18 protein-coding genes are annotated in these 23,391 nt (G+C 62.0%); 8 read left to right on the forward strand and 10 right to left on the reverse strand.

What is annotated here, in order from left to right:
* Positions 1–168 precede the first annotated feature (168 nt).
* Both AACV02_RS14520 and AACV02_RS14525 read left to right on the forward strand, forming a co-directional pair.
* The gene (locus AACV02_RS14520) at positions 169–5,193 is read left to right on the forward strand and encodes a glycosyltransferase family 32 protein (RefSeq protein WP_119740548.1); all 5,025 of its coding nucleotides are present in this window, start codon (positions 169–171) and stop codon (positions 5,191–5,193) included.
* 72 nt (positions 5,194–5,265) lie between these two features.
* Positions 5,266–6,633: a cation:proton antiporter gene (locus AACV02_RS14525; RefSeq protein WP_119740550.1), complete on the forward strand. Its 1,368-nt coding sequence runs from the start codon at positions 5,266–5,268 to the stop codon at positions 6,631–6,633.
* Here AACV02_RS14525 and AACV02_RS14530 read toward each other — a convergent pair.
* From AACV02_RS14530 to AACV02_RS14540, 3 genes are all read right to left on the reverse strand, one after another.
* A complete protein-coding gene (locus tag AACV02_RS14530) occupies positions 6,624–6,758 on the reverse strand; it encodes a hypothetical protein (RefSeq protein WP_256586972.1) in 135 nt (44 codons plus the stop codon). The two genes, AACV02_RS14525 and AACV02_RS14530, sit on opposite strands and share 10 nt — an antisense overlap.
* 11 nt (positions 6,759–6,769) lie before the next feature.
* On the reverse strand, positions 6,770–6,982 hold the full coding sequence (locus tag AACV02_RS14535; protein ID WP_119740552.1) for a hypothetical protein: 213 nt from the start codon (positions 6,980–6,982) through the stop codon (positions 6,770–6,772).
* 95 nt (positions 6,983–7,077) lie between these two features.
* Positions 7,078–7,623 (reverse strand): hypothetical protein, encoded by a 546-nt coding sequence (locus tag AACV02_RS14540; RefSeq protein WP_106578126.1) that lies wholly within the window; start codon positions 7,621–7,623, stop codon positions 7,078–7,080.
* A 451-nt stretch (positions 7,624–8,074) separates the two neighbouring features.
* Between AACV02_RS14540 and AACV02_RS14545 the strand changes: the two genes are divergently transcribed.
* The 3 genes from AACV02_RS14545 (at position 8,075) to AACV02_RS14555 (ending at position 10,970) form a co-directional block, all read left to right on the forward strand.
* A complete protein-coding gene (locus AACV02_RS14545) occupies positions 8,075–9,484 on the forward strand; it encodes a circularly permuted type 2 ATP-grasp protein (RefSeq protein ID WP_106578125.1) in 1,410 nt (469 codons plus the stop codon).
* A gap of 2 nt (positions 9,485–9,486) precedes the next feature.
* Positions 9,487–10,437, forward strand: coding sequence for an alpha-E domain-containing protein (locus AACV02_RS14550; protein WP_106578124.1), 951 nt, complete (start codon positions 9,487–9,489; stop codon positions 10,435–10,437).
* A 104-nt stretch (positions 10,438–10,541) separates the two neighbouring features.
* Entirely contained in the window at positions 10,542–10,970 is a 429-nt protein-coding gene (locus AACV02_RS14555; RefSeq protein WP_119740554.1) for a nuclear transport factor 2 family protein, read from the forward strand.
* Positions 10,971–11,077: 107 nt separating this feature from the next.
* Here AACV02_RS14555 and msrA read toward each other — a convergent pair whose 3' ends face one another.
* The 3 genes from msrA to msrB all read right to left on the reverse strand — a co-directional run bounded on the left by msrA (position 11,078) and on the right by msrB (position 14,155).
* On the reverse strand, positions 11,078–11,773 hold the full coding sequence (gene msrA, locus AACV02_RS14560) for a peptide-methionine (S)-S-oxide reductase MsrA (RefSeq protein WP_119740556.1): 696 nt from the start codon (positions 11,771–11,773) through the stop codon (positions 11,078–11,080).
* Between the two features lie 85 nt (positions 11,774–11,858).
* Positions 11,859–13,619, reverse strand: coding sequence for a cytochrome c biogenesis protein DipZ (locus tag AACV02_RS14565; RefSeq protein ID WP_119740558.1), 1,761 nt, complete (start codon positions 13,617–13,619; stop codon positions 11,859–11,861).
* 35 nt (positions 13,620–13,654) lie between these two features.
* Positions 13,655–14,155, reverse strand: coding sequence for a peptide-methionine (R)-S-oxide reductase MsrB (gene msrB, locus AACV02_RS14570; protein ID WP_119740560.1), 501 nt, complete (start codon positions 14,153–14,155; stop codon positions 13,655–13,657).
* A gap of 224 nt (positions 14,156–14,379) precedes the next feature.
* On the opposite strand from msrB, the gene AACV02_RS14575 reads away from it, so the two are divergent.
* Together AACV02_RS14575 and AACV02_RS14580 are read left to right on the forward strand one after the other, a co-directional pair.
* Positions 14,380–15,090, forward strand: a complete 711-nt coding sequence (locus AACV02_RS14575; RefSeq protein WP_119740562.1) for a response regulator transcription factor — start codon at positions 14,380–14,382, stop codon at positions 15,088–15,090.
* Entirely contained in the window at positions 15,087–16,553 is a 1,467-nt protein-coding gene (locus tag AACV02_RS14580; protein ID WP_119740564.1) for a sensor histidine kinase, read from the forward strand. Before AACV02_RS14575 ends, AACV02_RS14580 begins: the two co-directional genes overlap by 4 nt.
* Here AACV02_RS14580 and AACV02_RS14585 read toward each other — a convergent pair.
* Both AACV02_RS14585 and AACV02_RS14590 read right to left on the reverse strand, forming a co-directional pair.
* A complete protein-coding gene (locus tag AACV02_RS14585) occupies positions 16,516–17,457 on the reverse strand; it encodes an alpha/beta fold hydrolase (protein ID WP_119740567.1) in 942 nt (313 codons plus the stop codon). The two genes, AACV02_RS14580 and AACV02_RS14585, sit on opposite strands and share 38 nt — an antisense overlap.
* The gene (locus tag AACV02_RS14590) at positions 17,438–18,397 is read right to left on the reverse strand and encodes an AraC family transcriptional regulator (RefSeq protein WP_119740569.1); all 960 of its coding nucleotides are present in this window, start codon (positions 18,395–18,397) and stop codon (positions 17,438–17,440) included. The genes AACV02_RS14585 and AACV02_RS14590 overlap by 20 nt, the downstream gene beginning before the upstream one ends.
* A 102-nt stretch (positions 18,398–18,499) precedes the next feature.
* Here AACV02_RS14590 and AACV02_RS14595 point away from each other — a divergent pair, with 102 nt between their 5' ends.
* Positions 18,500–19,462, forward strand: coding sequence for an oxidoreductase (locus AACV02_RS14595; protein ID WP_119740571.1), 963 nt, complete (start codon positions 18,500–18,502; stop codon positions 19,460–19,462).
* Here AACV02_RS14595 and AACV02_RS14600 read toward each other — a convergent pair.
* Both AACV02_RS14600 and AACV02_RS14605 read right to left on the reverse strand, forming a co-directional pair.
* Entirely contained in the window at positions 19,449–21,713 is a 2,265-nt protein-coding gene (locus AACV02_RS14600) for an ATP-dependent DNA helicase (RefSeq protein ID WP_119740573.1), read from the reverse strand. The genes AACV02_RS14595 and AACV02_RS14600 overlap by 14 nt on opposite strands.
* Complete coding sequence (locus AACV02_RS14605) at positions 21,710–23,356, reverse strand: VRR-NUC domain-containing protein (protein ID WP_106578114.1); 1,647 nt, start codon at positions 23,354–23,356, stop codon at positions 21,710–21,712. The genes AACV02_RS14600 and AACV02_RS14605 overlap by 4 nt, the downstream gene beginning before the upstream one ends.
* Positions 23,357–23,391 lie beyond the last annotated feature (35 nt).

Below are 23,391 nucleotides of genomic sequence, written 5' to 3' on the forward strand. Positions count from 1 at the left end.
CAGCCGTTGATGTAGCCGAACCGACACCCCTGGCATCCGAGCATGAAGGCTGACATCAGGGGTAAAGATTATCGCCGCCAGGCGACGGAATCGCTGCACGCACTACTGCCACAAGGGGAGGCCACGCCACTGTGCCGTGGCGTATTCCCTGCCCAGGTGACAGACTTTATGACCCGTATTTCCAACCCTCACGCTGCGCACGTGCAGCCAACGCAGGTTCCTGACAGCAGCGTTGCGCCGCCCAGGCTCACCTCTGAGCCCGGCGCGCCCATTCAGCCAGACATCGAAGGCACCCGGGCCCACGGTGATCGCGAGCTGGCGGCTCAATACGGCGCTGCACTGCGCGGCGCAACCGGCGTGACCGCCCGCGATGCTGACCAGAAAATCTGGCCCATTCCCGCGCATTCAACCTTCGGCCAGTGGTGGGCGCAGCTGGCAAACGCCTTGCGATCACCGGACGTGGCCCAGTGGATCCATGACAAGGGCATAGACAGCCACTCGATCAGCCTCAACCCGGCGTCGGGGCGGATTCACTTCACGCTCAAGCGCTACCTGGATCCCGCCCAGACGCTGCACACGCTGGGGCTGGACGACAGAGACTGGGGCGCCATCAGCGGCCCGGTGCTCCAGGCGGCACGCGTCATCGCCGCCGGCCAGGCAGATGCGACCTTCACCCTGCCGGGCGCTACAAACGAGCACATCGCGCCCTTGGCGCTGGTGGGCAACTTTTATAAAGAGCCGCCCCACCTTTCGGGCTCGGCGCTAACACAGCGCGCCGACGTACTCAGCCGCGAGCGCCGCTTCGCCAGGCTCGACCCGGTGGTTTTTTCCGACGTGGTGGAATCGCGCAGCGAAGGTGCCCTGCAAAGCCAGAAATCCGTCGTCGACGATACGCACGCGCAGCACCAGGCCGCAGCGTCGTTACGGTACTTGTCAGCGCAGTTGAAAGACGGCACGCGATCACATGCCGACATCGCCGATGAGTTACAGCAAAACACCATTCAGCTGGGCACCCACAGCACGTACCGCAGCGATCACACGCAGGCGTGGGCCGAGGTCAGCCTCAAGCGGTTCCTGGAAGATAACGGCTGGGATGTGCCGACCAGCCGCGAAGCCATGGACAACCTTGCCCAAGCAATCACCACGCCACCGCCCAATACCCCCACCCACGGGAACCTTGGCGGTGCGCTGAGCTGGCCGCAACCCCTGGATCAGCGCAACCAGCGGCTGTTGAGCAGCGGCCTGTACGCAGGCGGCTTTGGCGACATTGATGTGCGCCCGTTTAACAATGTCCTGGAGTACTTGCTCGACAACAGGCCTCTCACGCCCTCAGCGCTGAGCCAGCCGCGACGCTTACTCGACGAGTTGCTCAACACGCCCGGAGGCAAGGCACTGGGCGAGGCCATTCAGGCCAGCTTCGAGGCACGGTCAATCAAGGGCAGTGCCACCGATTGGCTACTGGCGGCATTGAACGTGGAGCGTGTCAGCCTGACCGATCCGTTTGGCGTTGCGCGGCCAGACACGCCACTGAGCATTGAAGGTTACACGCTGTTCTGCGCCGAAAACGCCGGCAAATCCGCGTCTACGATCATCAGCGAGATGGAAGAACACCTGGTGGCCACCGGGCGAGCGTCCTCCCCGGCCACCGCTTGCGTGCTGACTCACCTTTTGCTTGCCAGCCGGGCGCCGGCGCTTCTGGTCAAGGACATCCCCGATCAGGTGGCCGTGGGCACCCACAGCTGGGTCAGCTTTGCCACGGCGGTCGCGCGCATCGAGGCAAAATCGCCAGGGGCAACGGCAGCGATGAGCTATGCGCGCGTCATGCTGGAGGGCAGCATTGCACCCGTGACCGATGACGAGCGCCGCATTGAATACGCCGCCCAGCATGAAGCGATCAAGGACTGGGCCGTTGGCAATGGCCTGCACTACCCGACCACCGATGCAGCCATGGCCCTGGTGCGTCAGCGATTCAGTGCCCAGGTCAATGAGTTGAGAGAGGCTGCCCAAACGCAGATCGGCGAGATGCCGACCACAAAAGCGCTGGCGCTGGCACAGCTGAAACTCGCTTTGCCGGCGATGGACCCGAACCTGTTCGAAGAAAAATGCATCACCTCGCAGCCCGCCAGCAGGCACTTCCCGGGGCCTTACTCGCTGCTGGATCTGTTTATCGATGGCAGAGCCCTGCTCGGCGCGCCCGACTCGTCCGATGATTGGGGCCGGGCCGGTCGCGCGGCTGCCAATGCGGTGACGTTGGGCAACGTCACTTTGCCCACGGATGGCGCGCCGGGGGCTTGGGTAGCGTCCTCGCATGCGATCAACATCAACGCCGCTCTGGCGACGCTTAAAGACCTGCCGCGTCCGCAGGATGCGTTTGATGAAGCGTTTGGGGCTTACGCCAGCCGGGTAAAAAAGACCACCACTGCGCAACTCAAGCACTTGATCGCCAAGCTGCCGCTGGAAGACCGGCAAAACCTGGAATTCGGCAAAATAAGCGTGCGCAAGGAAATTGAATACAGCCGAGACGATCGCCGCGTTGCAGAAGGCGTTCTACTGGTCGAGACCCAGCGCAATGGCAAGGCCATGACCTATGCAGTCGACCGCCTCAAGGGCACGGTGACCCGGCGGCCGGGCCAGACCTACAAAGCGTACCCACCCGCCGGCGGTTGGTATCCGTCACCCGGCAAACGCTACGATGCCGTAAAGCCTGCGGGTGAATACTCATCGGCCCTGCTGGATGAGCGCAAAGGTGCGCACACCGTGCCTGATAGCTTCGCCAGTGACCGAACCCGGTACATGGCCGATGCGCTGATCGAAGACATCAACCTGCCCGCAGTGCACCGCAGCGCCAGAGGCGTGACGACGTTCGACACTGAAGTACCGACCTATAAGGTGGTTGAGGACGTAGCGCTGAATCTGATCCCGTTCAGGTCAGCCATCAAGCATTTCATCGACGGCAACGCGAAGGACGGTATCGTCGATCTGGCCTTCGATATCTTTGGTTTCGCGGTGGGCCTGGGGGCTGCGGCCAAGGGCGCGAAAGGCGCATTTGCCGGCGCGTCGGCCATCTCCAGGCTCGGCCAGACGTTCAAGATTGTCGGGCGTGCGGCGGTCGGCTCGCTCAACCCCCTGAGCGGGGTGGATGACCTGGCGCGCGGAGTCGCCAACGGCGTCCGCAGCTTAGCCGGCGCCAGCTATAAGGGCCTCAAGCACCTGCGCGGGTCTTATCGCAGTGTCAACCTGCTTGAGTTGGCGAAAAAGCCCGATATCGCGCAAGGCACCTTCAGGGCCTCCCACCGCGCGCAGAGCACCCCAGCGCTGGCCACATTCGATGAGGCGACCCAACAGTGGTATGCCGTTAATCCGCGCACCCAACAGGCGTACGGCAAACCGCTGGAAAACTTTGTCGTCGACAGCCCCAACTCAAACGACGCCAGCAGCCTGCACGCCCTCGGCGGCGATGACCTGGTAAAGATCGCCGATCGGCAGCAGGGTCTGGCGGCAAACGGCACGTTCAAGGTCGGGCAACACACTGTTGAAGGTCATGCCGTGCTGTTCCAGGGTCACTGGCACCAATACGACGCGGTAAAAAAATACCCCTTTGGCCCCCCGCTCAAAGACTTCACGCCCAAGCGCCTGGCGGCCAGTGGCGAGACCCGGACACTGGACGCCAACCTGCGCGGTTATGAAGCCAGACACATCGCCCCGCACGCGCTGTCGACCAAGGGCTTGCAGGGCAACGTGTACGTAGGCCGCAGTAAAAAAGAATATGTAAAGGTCGACGGAACACTTTATGAGTCACGCTTGAAGGATGGCCAGCGAGTCATCCGGCACCCCAATGGCACGGGGCCAGACATCGCCATCAGGGACCTCGGTGTGTCCGGCTGGGAACCCACCTCCAGGTCCGCCCGGCTGCTGGGTGGCGCTCATGACACCCCCACGCCCTGGAAGTTTGGCGACAGCACTTACGTGGTCCCGATGGATGACATCGACGTCGTCGAACATGCAGCCACGCCGTTCAGGCTCAATCACAAAGGCGCCGAACACAGCGTCATCTTCGACAGTTCGGCCGGCGCGTGGAAACTGACCCCGCTCGCCACCGGTATCGATGACACGCCCGCGAAGTATTTCTGGCGAAGTGCCAAGGGCAAGTGGCAACGGGGAACGCTTGATGAGTTCAGCAAAGCTAAAAAGGCCGACGCGCATCAGTACACCTTTATTGATGTCTCACCGCCGTCGGTGCTGAAGCTGCCAAACGAGGTGAAACCGCTGCCCAAGGCGCTGCACTACTTTTGGGCCGGCCAGGAAATACCGTCGCACCTGGCCGACAACATCGCCAGGAACGCCACTCAGGCGCCCGGTTATACCTCCATCCTTCACGTCGATGCCGACAGCCCGGCGGTGTTTCAACGCATAAAAAACACGCTGGAGAGCAAGGTGCCCGGCGTGAAGATCGTGAACCTGCATGAGGACGAAGTCTTCAAGCAGCTCAGGCGCGGCGAAATGTACGACTACTTTCGGCAGGGGCAAGGCAAAAACCTGGCGGCCGCCTCGGACGTTGCCCGTTATCCCATCATGAACAAGCACGGCGGTGTGTACCTGGACACCGATGACGTCATTCAAAAAAACATCGGCACCGACGCATTGCTCGCCGGCGCTGACGATGTTCTGCTCGGCGCGCCGGTCGTGCATAGCCTGACCGACTACACGCCGTTCTATAACACCAGTAACTTCGCGACACGCCCTGGCAACCCGGTCCTCGAGGCGATGATCACGCAGATGAACCAACGTTTTAAAGCCAACAAGGTGTACTTCGCGGCCAACCGCCCCACTGCCACGAAATCCGCCAATGGCCGGGTGCACTACACACCCGAATTCAGCGCATATGAACGCAAGATATTCGAGACCGCAGGCCCGAATCTGTTCAATGACATCCTCAAGTCGAAACGGCCCGACCTGTACGACCTGGGTTTGGATGGATTAGCCAAAGAGTCCAAGCTGGTCGACGGCAGCCTCGTCTCGTCCGGCCCTATCGTCGACATTGAAAACGACGTGCTTGGCGTCTACGCCAGCAAAGGGCTTGCGCCACCGGATCATCTGCGTGAGCAGATACAAAAAATCAAACACCACTACTACCCGCTTCGCTACCGGTTCAACATCAGGATCGGCGCCGATCATTCGTGGATCAACACCTGATCCAACAACTTTGAACCAGTACCGGGTCGTGGTCCTCCAACGGCTACAAACCACGGCCACGGTGCACGTTCGATGACTTTTATTCTTTGGTTGGCCGTACTCGGCGCGGTATTGCTGACCCTCGCCCTCACCTCCTCCTACCTGCGCTGGATGCCGGTGACGACCTCGGCAGTCTGCCTGTTGCTGGGCATCGCCATCGGCCCGCTGGGCATGGACCTGCTGCAGATGGACATCAAGGCTTCCGCACGCTGGATGGAGCACTTGACGGAAGTGGCGGTGCTGTTTTCGCTGTTCGTCAGCGGCTTGAAGCTGCGCCTGCCATTGCGGCATCGCACCTGGCGCATTGCGTTTGGCATGGCAGGCCCGGTGATGTTGCTGACTATCCTGGGCAGTGGCCTCGCGCTGCATTACCTGTTCGGGCTTTCCTGGGGCGTTTCGCTGCTGGTCGGTGCCATTCTTGCGCCGACCGACCCGGTGCTGGCCGGCCTGGTTCAGGTCAACAATGCGCAGGACTACGACGCGCTGCGTTTTGGCCTGTCGGGCGAGGCCGGCTTGAACGATGGCACGGCGTTTCCGTTTGTGATCTTTGCGCTGTTATTCATGCAGCACGGCGGCTTTGACGGTGACTGGCTGGGCGGCTGGGCCCTGAAAAACCTGCTGTGGGCCGTACCGGCCGGGTTGCTGATCGGCTACTGGATGGGCCGGGGCATCGGCCGCGTGACCCTGTGGATGCGCATCACCAATGAAGACAGCACCTTGTCACCCAACGATTACCTGACGCTGGCGTTGATCGCCCTGGCCTACGTGGCGGCCGAGGCGGTGGGCGGCTACGGCTTTTTGTCGGTGTTCGCCGCCGGGCTCGGCTTGCGCCAGGCAGAGTTCAGGTCCACGGGCAATTCGCAGACACCCTCCGAGCACTTGGCATTGCCGGTGGTGGGCCATCTGGAGGTGGAACCTGCGCGCGCGCTCCAAGGTGATGTCAGTGAACTGCAAGACACGCAGATCGCCGCCGGTGTGATGATGGGCGACATGCTTTCATTCGGCAGCCTGGTGGAGCGCTCGATGGAGGTTTTCCTGGTGACGCTGCTGGGGATCATTCTGGTCAGTCATTGGGACTGGCGCGCGCTGCCGGTGGCGGCGCTGTTATTTTGCGTGATTCGGCCGGCGAGTGTGCTGGCGGTGCCCTGGGGCAGCCTGATCGACTATCGGCAGCGTGGCTTGATGGGCTGGTTCGGCATTCGCGGGATCGGCAGCATCTACTACCTGTTCTACGCGCTCAACCATGGGTTGATCGGCACCAGCAGTGCGGTGGCGGTGAACCTTACGGTGTCGGTGATCGCCTTGAGCATCGTCGTTCATGGCCTGAGTACCCAGCCGATGCTGGTCTGGTATGAACGACGTGCCAAGGTGAAAGCTCAAAAGATTGCAGCTCAGTCCTGATTTTCGGTATGACCTACATCGGCCGCGTCATCCAGATCGTTCAGCGGCACTTCTGCATCATCCATCAATGAGCCCGGGTCTTCGTTGCCCGGGTCGTTGAGTTCTTCGTCGTCTTGTTCTGACATGACCGTCTCCTCTAACCGCCTTGGGTATCGATATCGGCATCCGTCTCAGGCTTGGCTTCGGGCTCAGGCTTGAAGTCGGGGCTGTAGTCGTTTTCCTTGGCTTTTGGATCGCTGGCAGGCTTGGGGTCTTTAGGCGCGTCGGCGCCAGTGCCCGGCGCCGGCTCTCCACCATCGATGGCCGGGTCGTTGCGGTTGCTGACTTGCGGATCGTTGCTTGTGTTCATGGGGGTCACCTCTTCGCAGTTTCGGAAAACACATCCTGCGTAAAGGTAAGGTCCCGCGCAGGACGATGAAGTTCCGCCGATTTAAGCAGCAGTGCTCAAGACACAGGGTTATCGATCTGGATGTAGAACGCGTAGACGCCCAGCAACAGCCAAAACACCATGAACAGCCACGGCGCGCGCATGGAAAATAGCAGCGACTTGCGATAGCCCTTGTGCGACGACTCGGTTTCGCAAAACAGCGGCGAATCGTCATAGGCCATGCCCATGACCGGCTCGCTGCGCAGCAATTCGCTTTGTTTGTAGTGCCAGTGGTCGATGATTTCGTACGCGGCGCGGATCCCCGGCCAGGCATTCAGGGAACTGAGCACTCCCAGGGAGGCCAGGAACACCGGCACGATCAGGGTGAAAAACTTGCCCCATTCCGGGTTCAGGTTGCCCATGCCGGAGACAAAGGCGATGACCAGAAACGACTGCGCCGTCAGGTAGGCGTCGGTGCGGTTGGCCAGGATGGAGGTTTCGTACTGGATTTCGCGGCGATAGAAGTCAAGTCGGTCCTTGGGCGAACCAAAAATCTTGGCGTTGTGTTCACTGTGATCGTCCAGCGCTGCTTCGGGGGTGTTCGGGGAGATGATTCTGGGCACGACGGTGCTCCACAAGATTGCGAGTCTCATTAGAAGAATCAGGCAGCGGTGAAGTTCAAGTTTGTTCATGCACCATTGTGGAACAGGCCCTGCACCCTTGTAGTGAGCGGGCTTGCCCCGCGTTGGCGTGCGCAGCGCGCCTGCTTTCCCTGGGGGCCACGGCGCAGCCCAACGCGGGGCGAGGTGGCTGGCCACAGCACGCCCCGCTGCCACCATCAGCCCGCTCGCCGCAGGATTAAATCAACACAATCCCCGGTTCCGGCACACGCATTGCTTTATCCATTCATCTGCCCGGATTCAGGAGCATTCGTTACCCCCCGACCCAGAGCCGACCCCATAAGAAAGTAAGGACCAGGCCTGTTGGCACGATCAGCCACGGGCTCATAAAAAAATGCGTTTTTTAAAGCGGCAGTGCCACCCAAGCACCCCTGGGCACTGACAAGGTACTGGAATGGCTCGATCTTTCTTTGATGAAATGAATGACGCACATGGCGTGTGCCGTGCGCATTATCAGGATTTCTCCCGCTGGCTGGCCAACACGCCTCCGGAACTGCTGGCGCAAAGGCGCCGCGAAGCCGATTTGCTGTTCCACCGCGCCGGGATCACCTTCACCCTCTACGGCGACGAGCAGGACACCGAGCGCCTGATCCCCTTCGACATCATTCCCCGCAGCATCCCCGCCACTGAATGGAGCGTGATCGAACGCGGCTGTATCCAGCGCGTCAATGCGCTGAACATGTTCCTGGCCGACATCTATCACGACCAACGCATCATCAAGGCCGGGATCATTCCCGCCGAACAGGTGCTGGGCAACGAGGGTTATCAGAAGGCGATGGTCGGGCTGGACCTGCACCGCGACATCTATTCGCACATTTCCGGGGTTGACCTGGTGCGCGACGGCGACGGCACCTACTACGTGCTCGAAGACAACCTGCGCACCCCCAGCGGCGTGAGCTACATGCTCGAAGACCGCAAGATGATGATGCGCCTGTTCCCGGAAGTGTTCGCCAAGCAGCGCATCGCGCCGGTGGACCACTACCCCAACCTGCTGCTCAAGACCCTGAAAAGTTCCAGCCGCCTCGACAACCCCAACGTGGTGGTGCTGACCCCGGGCCGCTTCAACAGCGCCTTCTTCGAACACGCCTTCCTCGCCCGAGAAATGGGCGTGGAACTGGTCGAAGGCGCCGACCTGTTCGTGCACGACCTCAAGGTGTTCATGCGCACCACCGACGGGCCCAAGCCGGTGGATGTGATTTACCGGCGAATCGACGACGCCTTCCTCGACCCCAAGGCCTTCAATCCCGATTCGATGCTCGGCGTGCCGGGGCTGGTTGCCGCCTATTGCGCCGGCAATGTGGTGCTGGCCAATGCAATTGGCACCGGCGTGGCCGATGACAAGTCGATTTACCCGTACGTGCCGCAGATGATCCGTTTCTACCTGGACGAAGAGCCGATTCTGCAAAACGTGCCGACCTTCCAGTGCCGCAAGCCGGATGAACTGTCCCACGTGCTCGCCCACTTGCCGGAATTGGTGGTCAAGGAAACCCAGGGCTCGGGCGGCTACGGCATGCTGGTCGGCCCGGCCTCCACCGCCGCCGAAATCGAGGACTTCCGCCAACGCATCAAGGCACGTCCCCACGCCTACATCGCCCAACCGACCCTGAGCCTGTCCACGTGCCCCACTTTCGTCGAAAACGGCATTGCGCCGCGGCATATCGACCTGCGCCCGTTCGTGCTCTCGGGCAAGGAAACCCGCCTGGTGCCCGGCGGCCTGACCCGCGTGGCATTGAAGGAAGGCTCGCTGATCGTCAACTCGTCGCAAGGCGGCGGAACCAAGGACACCTGGGTGGTGGAGGGCTGAGTATGTTGAGTAGAACCGCCGCAGATCTGTACTGGATGTCGCGTTACCTGGAACGCGCCGAAAACCTGGCGCGCATGCTTGAAGTCAGTTACTCGCTGTCGCTGATGCCCCAGGCCGGGCACAGCGATGGGCTGGACGAACTGGCGATGGCGTTGCTCAGCAGCGGCACCCTGGAGAATTACCTGGAGCGTCACAAAGAGCTGGACGCGACGCTCATGCTGCACTTCTTCGCCCTCGATGAAGAAAACCCCGCCAGCATCTACAACTGCCTGCGTGCCGCGCGGGGCAATGCCCACGCGGTACGCGGACGCATTACCGCCGACATGTGGGAAAACCTTAACGCCACCTGGCTGGAAATGCGCAGCATCGCCGCCGGTGGCCTGGCGCGGCACGGCATCAGCCACTTCTGTGACTGGGTCAAGCAGCGCTCTCACCTGTTCCGCGGCGCGACGTCCGGCACCATCATGCGCAATGACGCATACCGGTTTATACGCCTGGGCACCTTCGTCGAGCGCGCGGACAACACCTTGCGCTTGCTGGACGCGCGCTATGAAATGTTTGGCGAGGAGTCGGAAGAAGTCAGCGACTTGTCGGCACGCGGCTATTACCAGTGGAGCGCCCTGCTGCGGGCGTTGTCGTCGTTTGAGGCCTACACCGAGCTGTACCCGAATGCCTTGAATGCGCGCTCGGTATCGGAGTTGCTGCTGCTGCGCAGTGACGTGCCGCGTTCGTTGCATGCGTGTATCGAGGAGCTGAGCCATATCCTCGCGGGCTTGCCCGGCAGCTATGGGCGCACGGCGCAGCGCCTGGCGGCGGAATTCGAGGCGCGCCTGCGCTATACCGGGATCGACGAGATTCTGGAGGACGGCTTGCACAGCCGCCTGACGGACTTTATCGACACGGTGCGTGAGCTGGCACGGGCGATTCATAGCTCGTACCTGGAGGTGGTGTGAGTTGCAGTCACTTAACTGTCAGTTCGGGTGATTGACCCTGCTCAGGTGCCGCTCTTATGTTGGGCAGGTGAAAGGCCTTCCCATCCCAAGAACAGGTACAGCGCATGTCCGAACTGACACTGACCCCCGCCGCCGCTCAGACGTTGCAACGCTGGCACGCGATGCTGGCCGGGCGCGATCTGCAATCGCTGCCCGAACTGCTGGCGCCTGATGCCGTCTTCCGCTCACCCATGGCCCACACGCCCTACCCTGGCGCGCCCGTGGTGTCGATGATTCTGAACACCGTGATCACGGTGTTTGAAGACTTCAAGTACCACCGTGAACTGGCCACGGCCGACGGGCTCAGTGTGGTGCTGGAGTTCAGCGCGCGGGTGGGCGACAAGCAGCTCAAGGGGATTGACCTGATTCGTTTCAATGAATTGGGGCAAATCGTCGAGTTTGAAGTGATGGTGCGGCCGCTGAGCGGGTTGCAGGCGTTGGGGGAAGAGATGGGGCGGCGGTTGGCGCCTTATCTGGCAAAAACCAAAGGTTAAAAACGTGGGAGCGGGCTGGCCCGCGACAGTGGTGGTTCAGTTGCATCGATGGTGACTGAACCACCTCCATCGCGGGCCGGCCCGCTCCCACATTGGTTTTGCGTCGGTTATTGGTTTTTTACCAGTACGGGTTCTGCGCGGTATTGGTCCGGGAACAGCTTTTTCAGCTGCGCCACTTTCGGTAGGTCATTGATCACGATGTAGGGGTAGGACGGGTTCTCGGTGAGGAAGTCCTGATGATAGGACTCGGCCGGGTAAAACGCCTTGCCCATCTCCACTTTGGTCACGATCGGCTTGGCGAAGGCCTTGGCAGCGTCGAGCTGCACGATGTAGGCCTGGGCGACTTTTTGCTGCTCGGCATTTTGCGCGAAAATCTCCGAGCGGTACTGGGTGCCACTGTCCGGGCCCTGGCGGTTGAGTTCGGTGGGGTTGTGGGCCACCGAGAAGTAGATCTGCAGCAGCTTGCCGTAGCTGACCTTGCTCGGATCGTAGGTCACCGACACCGACTCGGCGTGGCCGGTGTCGCCCTCGCTGACCGACTCGTACTGCGCCGTGTTGGCCGCACCGCCGTCGTAGCCGGACACGGCGTTCTTCACGCCCTGTACATGCTGGAACACCCCTTGCACGCCCCAGAAACAGCCACCGGCAAACACCGCGGTTTGCAGGTTGCCGGACTCGGCCGGCAGGTCCAGCGCGGGCGGCGCGATCATCACCGCGTCATCGGAGGCGCCGAAAGAAAAGGCCGAGCTTTGACCGACGAAGGTGGCGAAGGCCAATGCGGGTAAAATTTTGAGAAGCCTCATAAAACTCACTCCAGAGCGCGGTCGAGTGTGGAAGCTGGCTTGCCTGCTCCCACATTGATTGGGTTTTCACTTCAGGATTGATGGGTCAGCCGAAGGTGAAGGCATAAGCCGCCACGTGCGGGTCGAGAAATTCGATGCTGAAGGTGCGGTCCTTGACCCCGGCAGGCTGGCGCACGAGCTGATACAGGCGTTGCTCGGTCACCGTGCCGCTGCCATCGGGCGCCACATCCGTGCCGTGGGCATTGCCCGGCGCTTGGCCGTCAATCGTCACCTTGAAACGCACCGGCTTGCCATCGGCACCCGGGCCCAGCACCAGGTGCAGGTCACGGGCATGGAAGCGGTAGACGATGCGCCCGCCAGCCCGGTCGAGGGTGGCTTGCTGGCCGCCGACATTCCATGGGCCTTCCAGGGTCCAGTTGTTCAGCGCCAGGGTGCCGGCTGCCGGGTAATTCACCACGGTGTCGGTGCCCAGGGTACCGGTGGTGACGAAGTTTTCCGCACGCTGGAAGCCCAGGTAGGTTTCCGGCGATTGCACCTCGTTCATGTCCGGCGCTTGCTGCACGCCCTTGGCGTCGGCTTCGATCAAGCCACCGGCGACGTTGGTCGCGCCAGCCTCACGCAGCAGTTGTTGAATGACGCGTTCGGACTCGGCGTAATCGCCCTCACCAAAGTGGTGATAGCGAATCTGGCCCTTGGCATCGGCAAAGTAGTGCGCCGGCCAGTACTGGTTGTTGAAGGCGCGCCAGATTTTATAGTTGTTGTCGATCGCCACCGGGTAGGTGATGCCCAGATCCTTCATGGCCTTGGTGACGTTGCTCACGTCGCGTTCAAAGGCGAATTCCGGGGCGTGTACGCCAATCACCACCAGGCCCTGGTCGTGGTATTTCTCGGCCCAGGCTTTGACATAGGGCAAGCTGCGCAGGCAGTTGATGCAGGAGTAGGTCCAGAAATCCACCAGCACCACTTTGCCTTTAAGCGCTTCGGCGCTCAGTGGCGGGCTGTTGAGCCACTGCACTGCGCCGTCCAGCGTCGGCAAAGACCCTTCGATGGGCAGCGAATCGCTGTGGTTGGCCGCCGCCATCATGGCTCCGCCCGCCATCATCGCGCCGCTCTTCTGTTCGGGCTTGGCGCTGAGTGTGTCCACCAGGCTTTGTTCCAGGCCGCCGGTGGAGGCTGTCGACAAGCGCGACAGCACCCCGGTGTCCAGGCCCAGCGCGATGGCGGCCACGCCGGCCAACATCAGTGCACCCAGACCGCGGCGCAGCCATTCGCCGGCGCCGAGCGACTTTTTCATCAAGCCAAATACTTTACCGCCGACCAGCAGCGCCAGCGCCAGTGACGTCGCAGCACCGGCGGCGTAGGCCAGCAACAGCAAGGTCGTGCCGATGCTGGCGCCCTGCAGTGCCGCGCCGGTCAGTACCAACCCGAGGATGGGCCCGGCGCAGGGAGCCCAGAGCAAACCGGTGGCCACGCCGATCAGGAACGAGGCGCCCGGACGCGGTCTGGCGTCGGCTCCAGCGGCTTCGGACAGGCGACTGCCGGCGGCCACCAAGGGCCGCGTCAGGCGCTCCGACAATTGCGGCAGCAACAGCGTGAGTCCGAACAGGGCAACGCACAGCAACGCGAGCCAGCGCCCGTATTGATTGACTTGCACCACCCAACCGCCGCCCACTGCCGCCAGCGAGGCCACCAGGGCGAACGTCACCGCCATCCCCGCCAACAGCGGCAAGCCACTGCGCATAAACGGCTGCCCGGTGCGAGCGAAGACAAAAGGCAGAACAGGCAGGATGCACGGGCTGACAATTGTCAGCACGCCGCCCAGATACGCGAGAACCAGAAGCCACATGGGATCGTCCCTTATAAGTATTGATAAACATCGGCTTAAGCCGCCGTGAACGTCATGGCCGCGCCGTTCATGCAATAGCGTAGGCCGGTGGGTGCAGGGCCATCGTCGAAGACGTGCCCTTGGTGGCCACCACAGCGGCGGCAGTGAATTTCCTTGCGCACCACGCCAAAGGAGGTGTCGACGTGGCTGGCGACCGCGTTGTCCAGTGGCTGCCAGAAGCTTGGCCAACCGGTGTGGCTGTCGAACTTGGTGGCCGAGGAGAACAAAGGCAGCGCACAGCCGGCGCAGGCGAAAGTGCCTGTGCGGTGCTCATCGTTGAGCGGGCTGGTGTAAGGCCGTTCGGTGCCCTCCTCGCGCAGAATGTCGAATTGCTCGGCACTGAGCAGGCTGCGCCACTGGGCCTCGGTGTGGTTGACCTCGAAGGTTTCCGCGGCTTCGGCGTCGGTGACCAGGTTGAGCTGTTTGAGCAGGCCGCCGGCCAGGACGGCGACACCCAGGCCGCCTGTGGCTAGCAGTATTTGTCGGCGTGAATACATGGGATTTTCCTCATGGATGACGGGCGCTGATCGTCTGGCTGGAGGGCTGGTGTGGCGAGCGGGCTCGCCACAAAAACCTGTCGTGTCATAACCAGCGCCCCTGCATTGAGGTCATCCTGGGCCCTGGGCGGTCGCGAAATCCTCACGCAGAGTTAAACAATTCGTGATAACTACACTGTTGCAAAACCCGCACAATGCGCGAACTACAAGCGAAGGTTTTCAGCATGGATCAGCCCAAACGTGTCCTGGTGGTCGAGGACGATGCCCATATTGCCGACTTGATTTGCCTGCACCTGCGCGACGAGCAGTTTGAGGTGGTGCACAGCGCCGACGGCAATGAAGGCCTGCACCTGCTCGAACAGGGCGGCTGGGATGCGCTGATCCTCGACTTGATGCTGCCCGGCGTCGATGGCCTGGAGATCTGCCGGCGCGCCCGCGCCATGACACGCTACACCCCGATCATCATCACCAGCGCGCGCTCCAGCGAGTTGCACCGCATCCTTGGGCTGGAGCTCGGCGCCGACGATTACCTGGCCAAGCCGTTTTCGATGCCCGAGCTGGTCGCACGGGTCAAGGCGCTGCTGCGCCGCGTGGATGCAATGGCGCGCAACCTGAAGATGGACGCCGGCAGCCTCGACCTTGGCCAGCTGTTCATCAACCCGCTGACCCGCGACGCGACCCTGCAAGGCCAGCGCCTGGACCTCACGCCGCGCGAGTTCGACCTGCTGTATTTCTTCGCCCGCCAGCCGGGCAAGGTGTTTTCGCGCATGGACCTGCTCAACGCGGTGTGGGGCTACAGCCACGAAGGCTATGAACACACCGTGAACACGCATATCAACCGGCTGCGCGCCAAAGTCGAAGCCGACCCGGCCAACCCGGTGCTCATCCTCACGGTGTGGGGCCGGGGCTACAAGTTTGCCGAGAGTGCATCATGAAACTGACCCTGACCCAGCGCCTGTCGGTGGTGTTCGCCGTGCTGCTGGTGATCTGCAGCGGCACCTCGGCATGGCTGCAGGTGCGCTCCAACCGCATGCATGAACTGGAAGTGGTGCAAGGCCTGTCCCGCGACCTGGCGGCGCATATTGCTCGCGACACTCAACTGATGGACGCCGACGGCCTCAAGCCCGAGGCGGTACGCAACCTGTTCAGCCAGTTGATGCTGGTCAACCCGAGTGTCGAGGTGTACTTGCTCGATATTGACGGACGTGTGGTCGGGAATGCCGCGCCCAGCGGGCACTTGCTGCGCGACAAGGTCGACCTCGCACCGGTGCGCCGATTCCTCAGCGGCGCGATGCTGCCGATCCTCGGCGATGACCCGCGCAGCGTCGATGGGCACAAGGTATTCAGCGCGGCGCCGCTCAAGGCCAACGGCCAGCAAACTGGCTTCCTGTACGTAGTGCTGCTGGGCGAAGCCCATGATGTGTACGACGCCAAAGACGCGACGGGCATGGCGCTGAAGATTGCCTTGTGGTCCATCGGGTTGGTCGCCCTGCTCTGCCTGTTGGCCGGTTTAATCGCCTTTGCCTGGATCACCCGACCGCTGCGCCAGCTCACCGACAAGGTGGGCCGGTTCGACATCAACGGCGCACCCAAACCCACGCAAATCAATACCCCCGAACTCGACAGCGGCGATGAAATCGCGGTGCTCGACCATGCCTTCGTACAAATGGAAAACCGCCTGGGCGAACAATGGCGCGCCATCACCCATCAGGACCAGGAACGCCGGGAAATGGTCGCGAATATTTCCCATGACCTGCGCACGCCGTTGGCGTCGCTGCACGGCTACCTGGAAACCCTGTCCCTCAAGGACGCCAGCCTCAGCCCCGACGAGCGCCGCCGCTACCTGGGCATCGCCCTCGACCAAAGCCGCAAGGTGGGCGGGTTGGCCCAGTCACTGCTGGAGCTGGTGCGCCTGGAACATGGTTTTGTGCAGCCCGTGATCGAAGGCTTTTCCCTGCCCGACCTGGTGCAAGACATCTTCCAGAAATTCGAACTCACCGCCGAAGCCCGCGCCATTACGCTCACCGCCACGCTGCCGCCACAGGTGCCGACCGTGCTGGCCGACCTGGGCCTGATCGAACGTGTATTGACCAACCTGCTCGACAACGCCTTGCGGCATACACCGGTAAACGGCGAAGTCGAAGTGATCCTGGCACCCGAGGCTACTTGTGTGACGGTCACCGTCAGCGACAGCGGCCCGGGCATCGACGTGCCGCTACGCGAAGGCTTGTTCCTGCGCGCTTTCACCATCGGCGGCGCGCGCCGCGATGGCGGCCTGGGCCTGCGCATCGTGCACCGTATCCTGCAATTGCATGGGCGCGACATCCAATTGGTGGAGCGCCCAGGCCATGGTGCGACCTTCAGGTTCTCGCTAGAAACGCGAGCATCAGCGCGTTGACCCGCTCGGCCTGTTCGTTCTGGATCCAGTGACCGCAGTTGGCCAATACCTGCTGTTGCAGGTTGGGCACTGCGTCGGGCATGCGCTTGAGGGTGTGAGCTTCAAACACGCCGACCGGATCACGGTCGCCAATCAAGAATAATGTGGGTTGCAGCACGCGCTGGCCGGCGAGGAACTCGGTGCGCTGCCAATTGCGCTCAAAGTTGCGATACCAGTTCAGCGGGCCACGAAAACCGCACTTGCTGAAGGTGTGCACGTAAACGCCCATGTCCGCTTGAGTACACCACGTTGGCAATGCACCGGGGGCCGAGACGCCGTCGAACAAAGTGGCGTTGGCGGGCTTTTTCTGCAGGAACACGTCCTGATCCTGCATGAACAGCCGCAACGTGCGTTCGATGTCGGCATCCAGCTCCCGCTCGGCTACGCCCGGTGCCTGGAAATACAGGATGTAGTTGAAGCGATCGACGTAGAGCTCGCGCATGATCTCGATCACCGGGCGCCGCGCACGTCCGGCAAACGGCACCGACATCGTGATCAAGCGGCTGACCCGCGCAGGCTCCAGTAACGCCAGATGCCAGGCCACCACGGCGCCCCAGTCGTGGCCGACCATCACCACCTGGTGATGACCGAAATGGTCCATGGCCTGCTGAATATCGGCGCACAAGGTCAGTAACTCGTAATCGGCGACCTCGGCAGGCGAACTCGATTCGCCGTAGCCGCGCATTTCGGGCGCGAACACCCGATACCCGGCGCCGGCCAGCGCGGGAATCTGCTCTCGCCACGAGTGCCAGCACTCGGGAAACCCGTGCAGCAGCCAAATCGGCTGGCCTTGCTCGGGCCCGGCGATGTGGACGCTCAACTCAATACCGTTGACCTGAACCTTGTCATGCTGGATATCGCTCATCACGGGCTTCCTTGTGATCGTTGGTGTGAAGGTTATGCAGGGAGCGCTCGCGGTATTCGCGTGGGGTGCACTTCATCTGACGCTTGAATGCGCTGCTGAAGGCGCTGTCCGACTGGTACCCCAACGCCTGGCCGATGCTGGACACACTGCTGCCGGAGGTGTTCAAGGCCTTTATCGCCAAGTGCATGCGCCAGCGGGTCAGGTACTCCTGAGGGGCCATCCCGACCTGCTGCTTGAAGCGCAAGGCAAACGTCGAACGGGACTGATTGGCAATACCGGCCATGTCACTCAAGGTCCAACGCCGCGCCGGTTCGGCGTGCACTTGCGCAAGTACCGGTGCCAACCGTGGGTCGGTCAAGGCTGCCAACCAGCCTCGAGTGCTGGCACCCAGGGAAGATTGATAGAGCCGCAGGATTTGCACCAGCATCATTTGCGCCAAATGCTCGGTCATCAATGCCGCGCCGAGTCTTGGGCCGGCATATTCGAGGGCCAGCCGCTCCAGACACCAGCGCAACACACCGGCCTGTTCGGACCTGGCGCTGATACGCACCACCGGCGGCAACCCATCGAGCAACAAACGCGCCTCATCGCCGTAGGTGAACAGCCCGCCAATCAGAAACAAATCCTGCGCGTCGCCCACGCGGGCGATGCCGCCCACCGCCTCGCGGTAAACGTCACGCGCGTCAACGCCCTCCGGTGCAAGGTTGCTGGACAATCTCCATGGGCGGTTGTGTGTCAGTAAAAAACAATCGCCCTCGCTCAAGGCGATGGGCACCGGCTCGCCCTTCACTTCCAGCCAACAATTTCCCTCCACCACGGCATTGAACTTGATGCCCTGCGGCGCCGGAAAATTCACCGCCCACGTGCCGCCGGCCTTCAAGCCCGCGAACAACGTGCGGTGGCTTTTCAAGAGGGCCAATACCTCGGAGAGCGTATCCATACTAAAAAGCTCCGGACGATCGCGATAGAAACACGGACTTTAGGGTATTCCGCGTCCGACCTTCAACGAAGAACATAGCCCTACCCCAAACGGAGAACCGCCATGACGCGCAAACAAGCCCCCCTCAACAGTGGTTTTGATGCCAGTACCACCGCGCTGCAAGCACTGGCCGCTAAAGACTTGCGCGGAATTACAGCCATCGTCACCGGTGGTTACTCCGGAATTGGCCTGGAGGCCACTCGCGCACTTGCAAGTGCCGGGGCACAGGTGATCGTCCCGGCGCGTGATGTGCAAAAGGCGCAGCGCAATCTGCACGGCATACAGGGCGTTGAACACGCCCGCCTGGACCTGATCGACGCGGCGTCAATTGAGCGCTTTGCCCAAGGGTTTATTGCGTCCGGGCGGCCATTGGACCTGCTGATCAATAGCGCCGGGATCATGGCCACGCCGTTGCACAGAAGCGCCGCCGGCCTGGAAGCACAGTTCGCCACCAACCACCTCGGCCACTTTCAACTGACCGCCCGGCTGTGGCCGTCCTTGTGCAAGGCTAACGGTGCGCGCGTAGTGTCGGTGTCGTCTCTGGGTCATCGCCTGAGCCCCCTTCATTTCGAAGACCCGCAGTTTGAACGGCGCGCTTATGACAAATGGCTGGCCTACGGGCAATCAAAAACCGCCAACGCACTGTTTGCGGTGGCGCTGGACACACGTGGCGAGGCCCACCACGTGCGTGCCTTTTCAGTGCACCCCGGCGAAATTCTTACTGACCTGGTTCGCTATCTGGACAAAAAGGACTTGGCGTTCGTCGGCGCGCTGGATGAACACGGCACTGTGCGTGCGGCCAGCCATTACAAAAGCCCCGCACAAGGCGCCGCGACGCTGGTGTGGTGTGGCGTCAGCCCGCAACTTGAAGGCATGGGCGGCCTGTACTGCGAGGACTGTGAAGTCGCCACGCCCACTCAAGATCACACCCAGCGCAGCGGCGTTCACGCCTGGGCCATCGATCCGGAGCAAGCCGAAAAACTCTGGGCGCTGAGCGAACAACTGAGCGGCATCACGCTTGAGTGACGGGCGCCCACCAGCGCGGCAACAATTGACGAACGCGCGCTTCGCCAAAGCGGTCGTCAATCAACATCACCACGCCCTCATCCTGCTGGCTGCGAATCACGCGCCCCGCCGCCTGCACCACTTTCTGAATGCCGGGGTACAGGTAGGTGTAGTCGTAACCGGACCCGAAGATCGACGCCATGCGCGCTTTCATCTGTTCGTTGATCGGGTTCAGTTGCGGCAAACCCAGGGTGGCGATGAAGGCGCCAATCAAGCGTGCGCCGGGCAAATCAATGCCTTCGCCAAACGCACCGCCCAGCACGGCAAAGCCGATGCCTTGGCTGTGCTGGGTAAACTGGTTGAGAAAACCCTGCCGCTCGACCTCGGCCATGCCGCGTGACTGCAACCACAGCGCCACCTGCGGGTGGCGCTCGGCCATTAACTGCGCCACCTGCTGCAGGTAATCGAAGCTCGAGAAAAACGCCAGGTAGTTGCCGGGCCGTTGCTCGAATTGCCCGGCGATGAGCTCCACGATGGGTTCCAGCGAAGCTTGGCGGTGCACAAACCGTGTGGAGATCGCGTCGACGATACGCACCTGCAATTGCTCGGCCTTGAACGGCGATTCCACGTCGATCCACGCAGTATCCGCTGGCAGGCCGAGCAAGTCGGCGTAATAGTGGCGTGGGCTCAGGGTCGCGGAAAACAGCACGCTGCTGCGCGCGGCGGTCAGCCTGGGCCGAATGAATTCGGCCGGCACCACATTGCGCAGGCACAGGGTTGAAGCACTGCGCTTGCCACCGAACTGGCGCTTGCTGATATCAAAGATGAAGTGTTCGTTGAACAGTTCGGCGACTTTGGCAAATTGCAGCGCTTCGAAATAAAACGCCTGCAGGTCGCCGCTGAGGGCTTCGGGGTGATCGTTGAAGTAGTCGCCCAGGGCGCTGGCGCAGAGGCTCAGCGCCTGCAGCAGTTTTTCGGGTTTGTTGGCGTAGGCCTGGTACGGCGCGAGCTGGTCCTTGTGCAGGGCGTTCCATTCGCGGTTCAGGCGTTGCAAGGGTTTCTTCAGCGGCTCGGGTGCGCTGTCGCGCAGGGTCTTGAGGCTGTATTGGTCGAGGCTGGCGCTGTACATCGAACGCGCGCGCTCTACCAGGTTGTGGGCTTCGTCCACCAGCACGGCGGCGCGCCATTGGTTCAACTGGGCCAGGCCGAACAGCATGGCGCCAAAGTCGAAATAGTAGTTGTAGTCCGCCACCACCAGGTCGGTCCAGCGCGCCATTTCCTGGCTCAGGTAATACGGGCAAACGTCATGGGCCAGCGCCACGTCGCGCAGGTTGCGCTGGTCCAGCAGGCGCACCTTGGACGCGGCCGTGCGCGCGGCCGGCAGACGATCGTAAAAGCCTTTGGCCAACGGGCAGGAATCGCCATGGCAGGCTTTGTCCAGGTGTTCGCAGGCCTTGTCCCGCGCCACCAGTTCGAGCACGCGCAGGGGCAAATCGGGGCTGCTGTCGTAAAGGACTTGGGCGGCGTCCAGGGCCAGCTTGCGGCCCGGCGTCTTGGCGGTAAGAAAAAACACCTTGTCCAGCTGCTGCGGCGCCAGGGCCTTGAGCAGCGGAAAGATCGTGCCGACGGTTTTGCCGATGCCAGTGGGCGCCTGCGCCATCAGGCAACGGCCGGTACTGACGGCTTTGTAGACCGACTCTGCCAGGGCGCGCTGGCCGGGGCGAAAGTCGGCGTGGGGGAACGCCAGGCGCTGGGCGGCGCTGTTGCGCGCGTCGCGGTGCTGCATTTCCAGTTGGGCCCAGCCCAGGAACAACGCGCACTGCTGGTTGAAGAACCGTTCAAGGTCGGCCGCTTCAAAGCGCTGGTTGAGCAGGGTTTCGCCCTCGCCGACGATGTCGAAGTACACCAGTGCCAGGTCGATTTCACCAAGGCCAAGCTTCTGGCACATCAACCAGCCGTATACCTTGACCTGCGCCCAATGCAGTTGACGGTGGTTGGTGGGCTGGGCGTCGAGGTCGCCGCGATAGGTTTTCACTTCTTCCAGGCGATTGCTGTCCGGGTCGTAGCCGTCCGCCCTGCCCCGTACTTTGAGCTGTTGGTATTGGCCTTCCAGCGCGACTTCGTTCTGGTAGTGCGCGCTGCGCCGCGACGCCACGGTGCGGTGGCCGACGATACCTTCCTGCGCGCTGGGCGACGGCGTGAAGCGCAGGTCGAGGTCGCCGACCTTGGCCGTGAATTCACACAGCGCGCGCACCGCAACGCTGTAGCTCAAGCTGACTGCGCCCAGCGCACATAACAGACGGTGACCGGCATCTGGTACTCGCCACAGAACTCCAGCCAGCGCAGCTGGTTGTCCTGCAGGCGGTCGCCGGGGCCCTTGACCTCGATCATGCGGTAAGTCTTTTGGGCGGGCCAGAACTGGATCAGGTCCGGCATGCCGGCGCGGTTGGCGCGGATGTCCAGCAGCAAGCGTTCAAACCAGTAGCGCAGGTGTTCGGCGGGCAAGCAGTCCAATGCTTGCTGCAGCAGGTCTTCACTGAGCAGGTTCCAGAACACAAAAGGCGACTGGATGCCCCATTTGTCGACGTAACGCTGGCGGATGGTGGCCTTGTAACGCTCATCGCCAAGCTGCTCGAAACATGCCGCGAACAACGGCGCGCGGCGCTGATGGAAATCCTCACTGTGCAAGTCCACCGGCCCGCGCTGGAACGGGTGGAAAAACGAGCCGGGCAACGGTGCAAAAATCGCCTCCCAGCACAACAGACCGAACAGGGAGTTGATCAGGCCATTCTCGACGTAATGCACTGGCGCATCGGGTTCACTGAGGTGCGCCTGCACGCAGTACTCCACTGACATCAGCGGCTGCGGCACCTCCAGCGCCAGATCCAGACGCGTGACGGGCCGCGGCTTGGCCTTGGGCAACGCCGGCTCCCCCAGCTTGCGCCGCAGGCGTGGCAGCACGCGCAGCAGGTGTTGCTGTTCGGCGGCGCTTTCCGGAGCCTGTTGCGCGGCGCACGCCAGGGCCATCGCTTGCGGGTAGTCCTCCTGGCGCTCCAGCACGCGAATCAGGCGTGAGCGGGCGCCGGGATAGGCGCATTGGCGGTAAATCCGTTGCGCCAGGTCCAGTTCGGCGCTGCGTTCGCAGTACTGGCCGATCTGGAACAACAGCTTGGCGCGACGCTTTTCCAGCCACGGGTTATCGGTGCACAGCGTAGCGATTTGCGCGAGTACGCCGTCCAGTGCTTCCCCCGCTTCAAAGGCCTGCTGGCATTGATGCAGAAACAGAAAACCGACGACGTCGTCACGGGTGCGCAGGCCGCGGGACTCGGCGCAGAACTCGACTTTTTCGTAGGTGTAGATGCCAAGGTCGGCCAGCACGAACTCTGACCAGTCCTGGTGCAGATTGCCAAAGAACATCAGGCGCAAGCGGTCGCACAGGTCCATCACAGTGAGGCTGTACAGTGCATCGCTCAGGTCCGGGCACCACTGGGCAAAGCTGCGCTGCTGCGTAAAATGCTGCGTCAATGGCGCCAGCCAGTCGGCTTTCTTGGCTTTGGGTTGATCAATCCAGGGTTTGAAGGCAGCAAGGACTTCGCCTTTTTGCAGCACGGCGAACAGCTCTTCAACGCACAGCGCGCCTTGATCATCGACCCAACCCTGCTCAATCAGCGCCAGGGCGGCCGAGCGTGTGCAACCAATCTCGAGGTAATTGAGCTTGCTTGCGCGAAAATGCACGCCCTTGCGCATGACCATGCGCACCAACAGCGCCTGTGACGCTTGCGGCAACCTGTCAAATTGCTGAATGAAATGCTGTTCGTCCGCATCAAGCAAATCTGCATAGCGCTGCACCAGCCAGTGCAGGACTTGGCGGAAGTTGTGCAGGTAATACAAGGGATTTTCGAGGGGGTTGGCCATGTCGCGCGCTGATCAAATACTGGTTATGCATACAG

The sequence above is a fragment of the Pseudomonas sp. Larv2_ips genome (genome assembly GCF_963879675.1).
Classification (GTDB): domain Bacteria; phylum Pseudomonadota; class Gammaproteobacteria; order Pseudomonadales; family Pseudomonadaceae; genus Aquipseudomonas.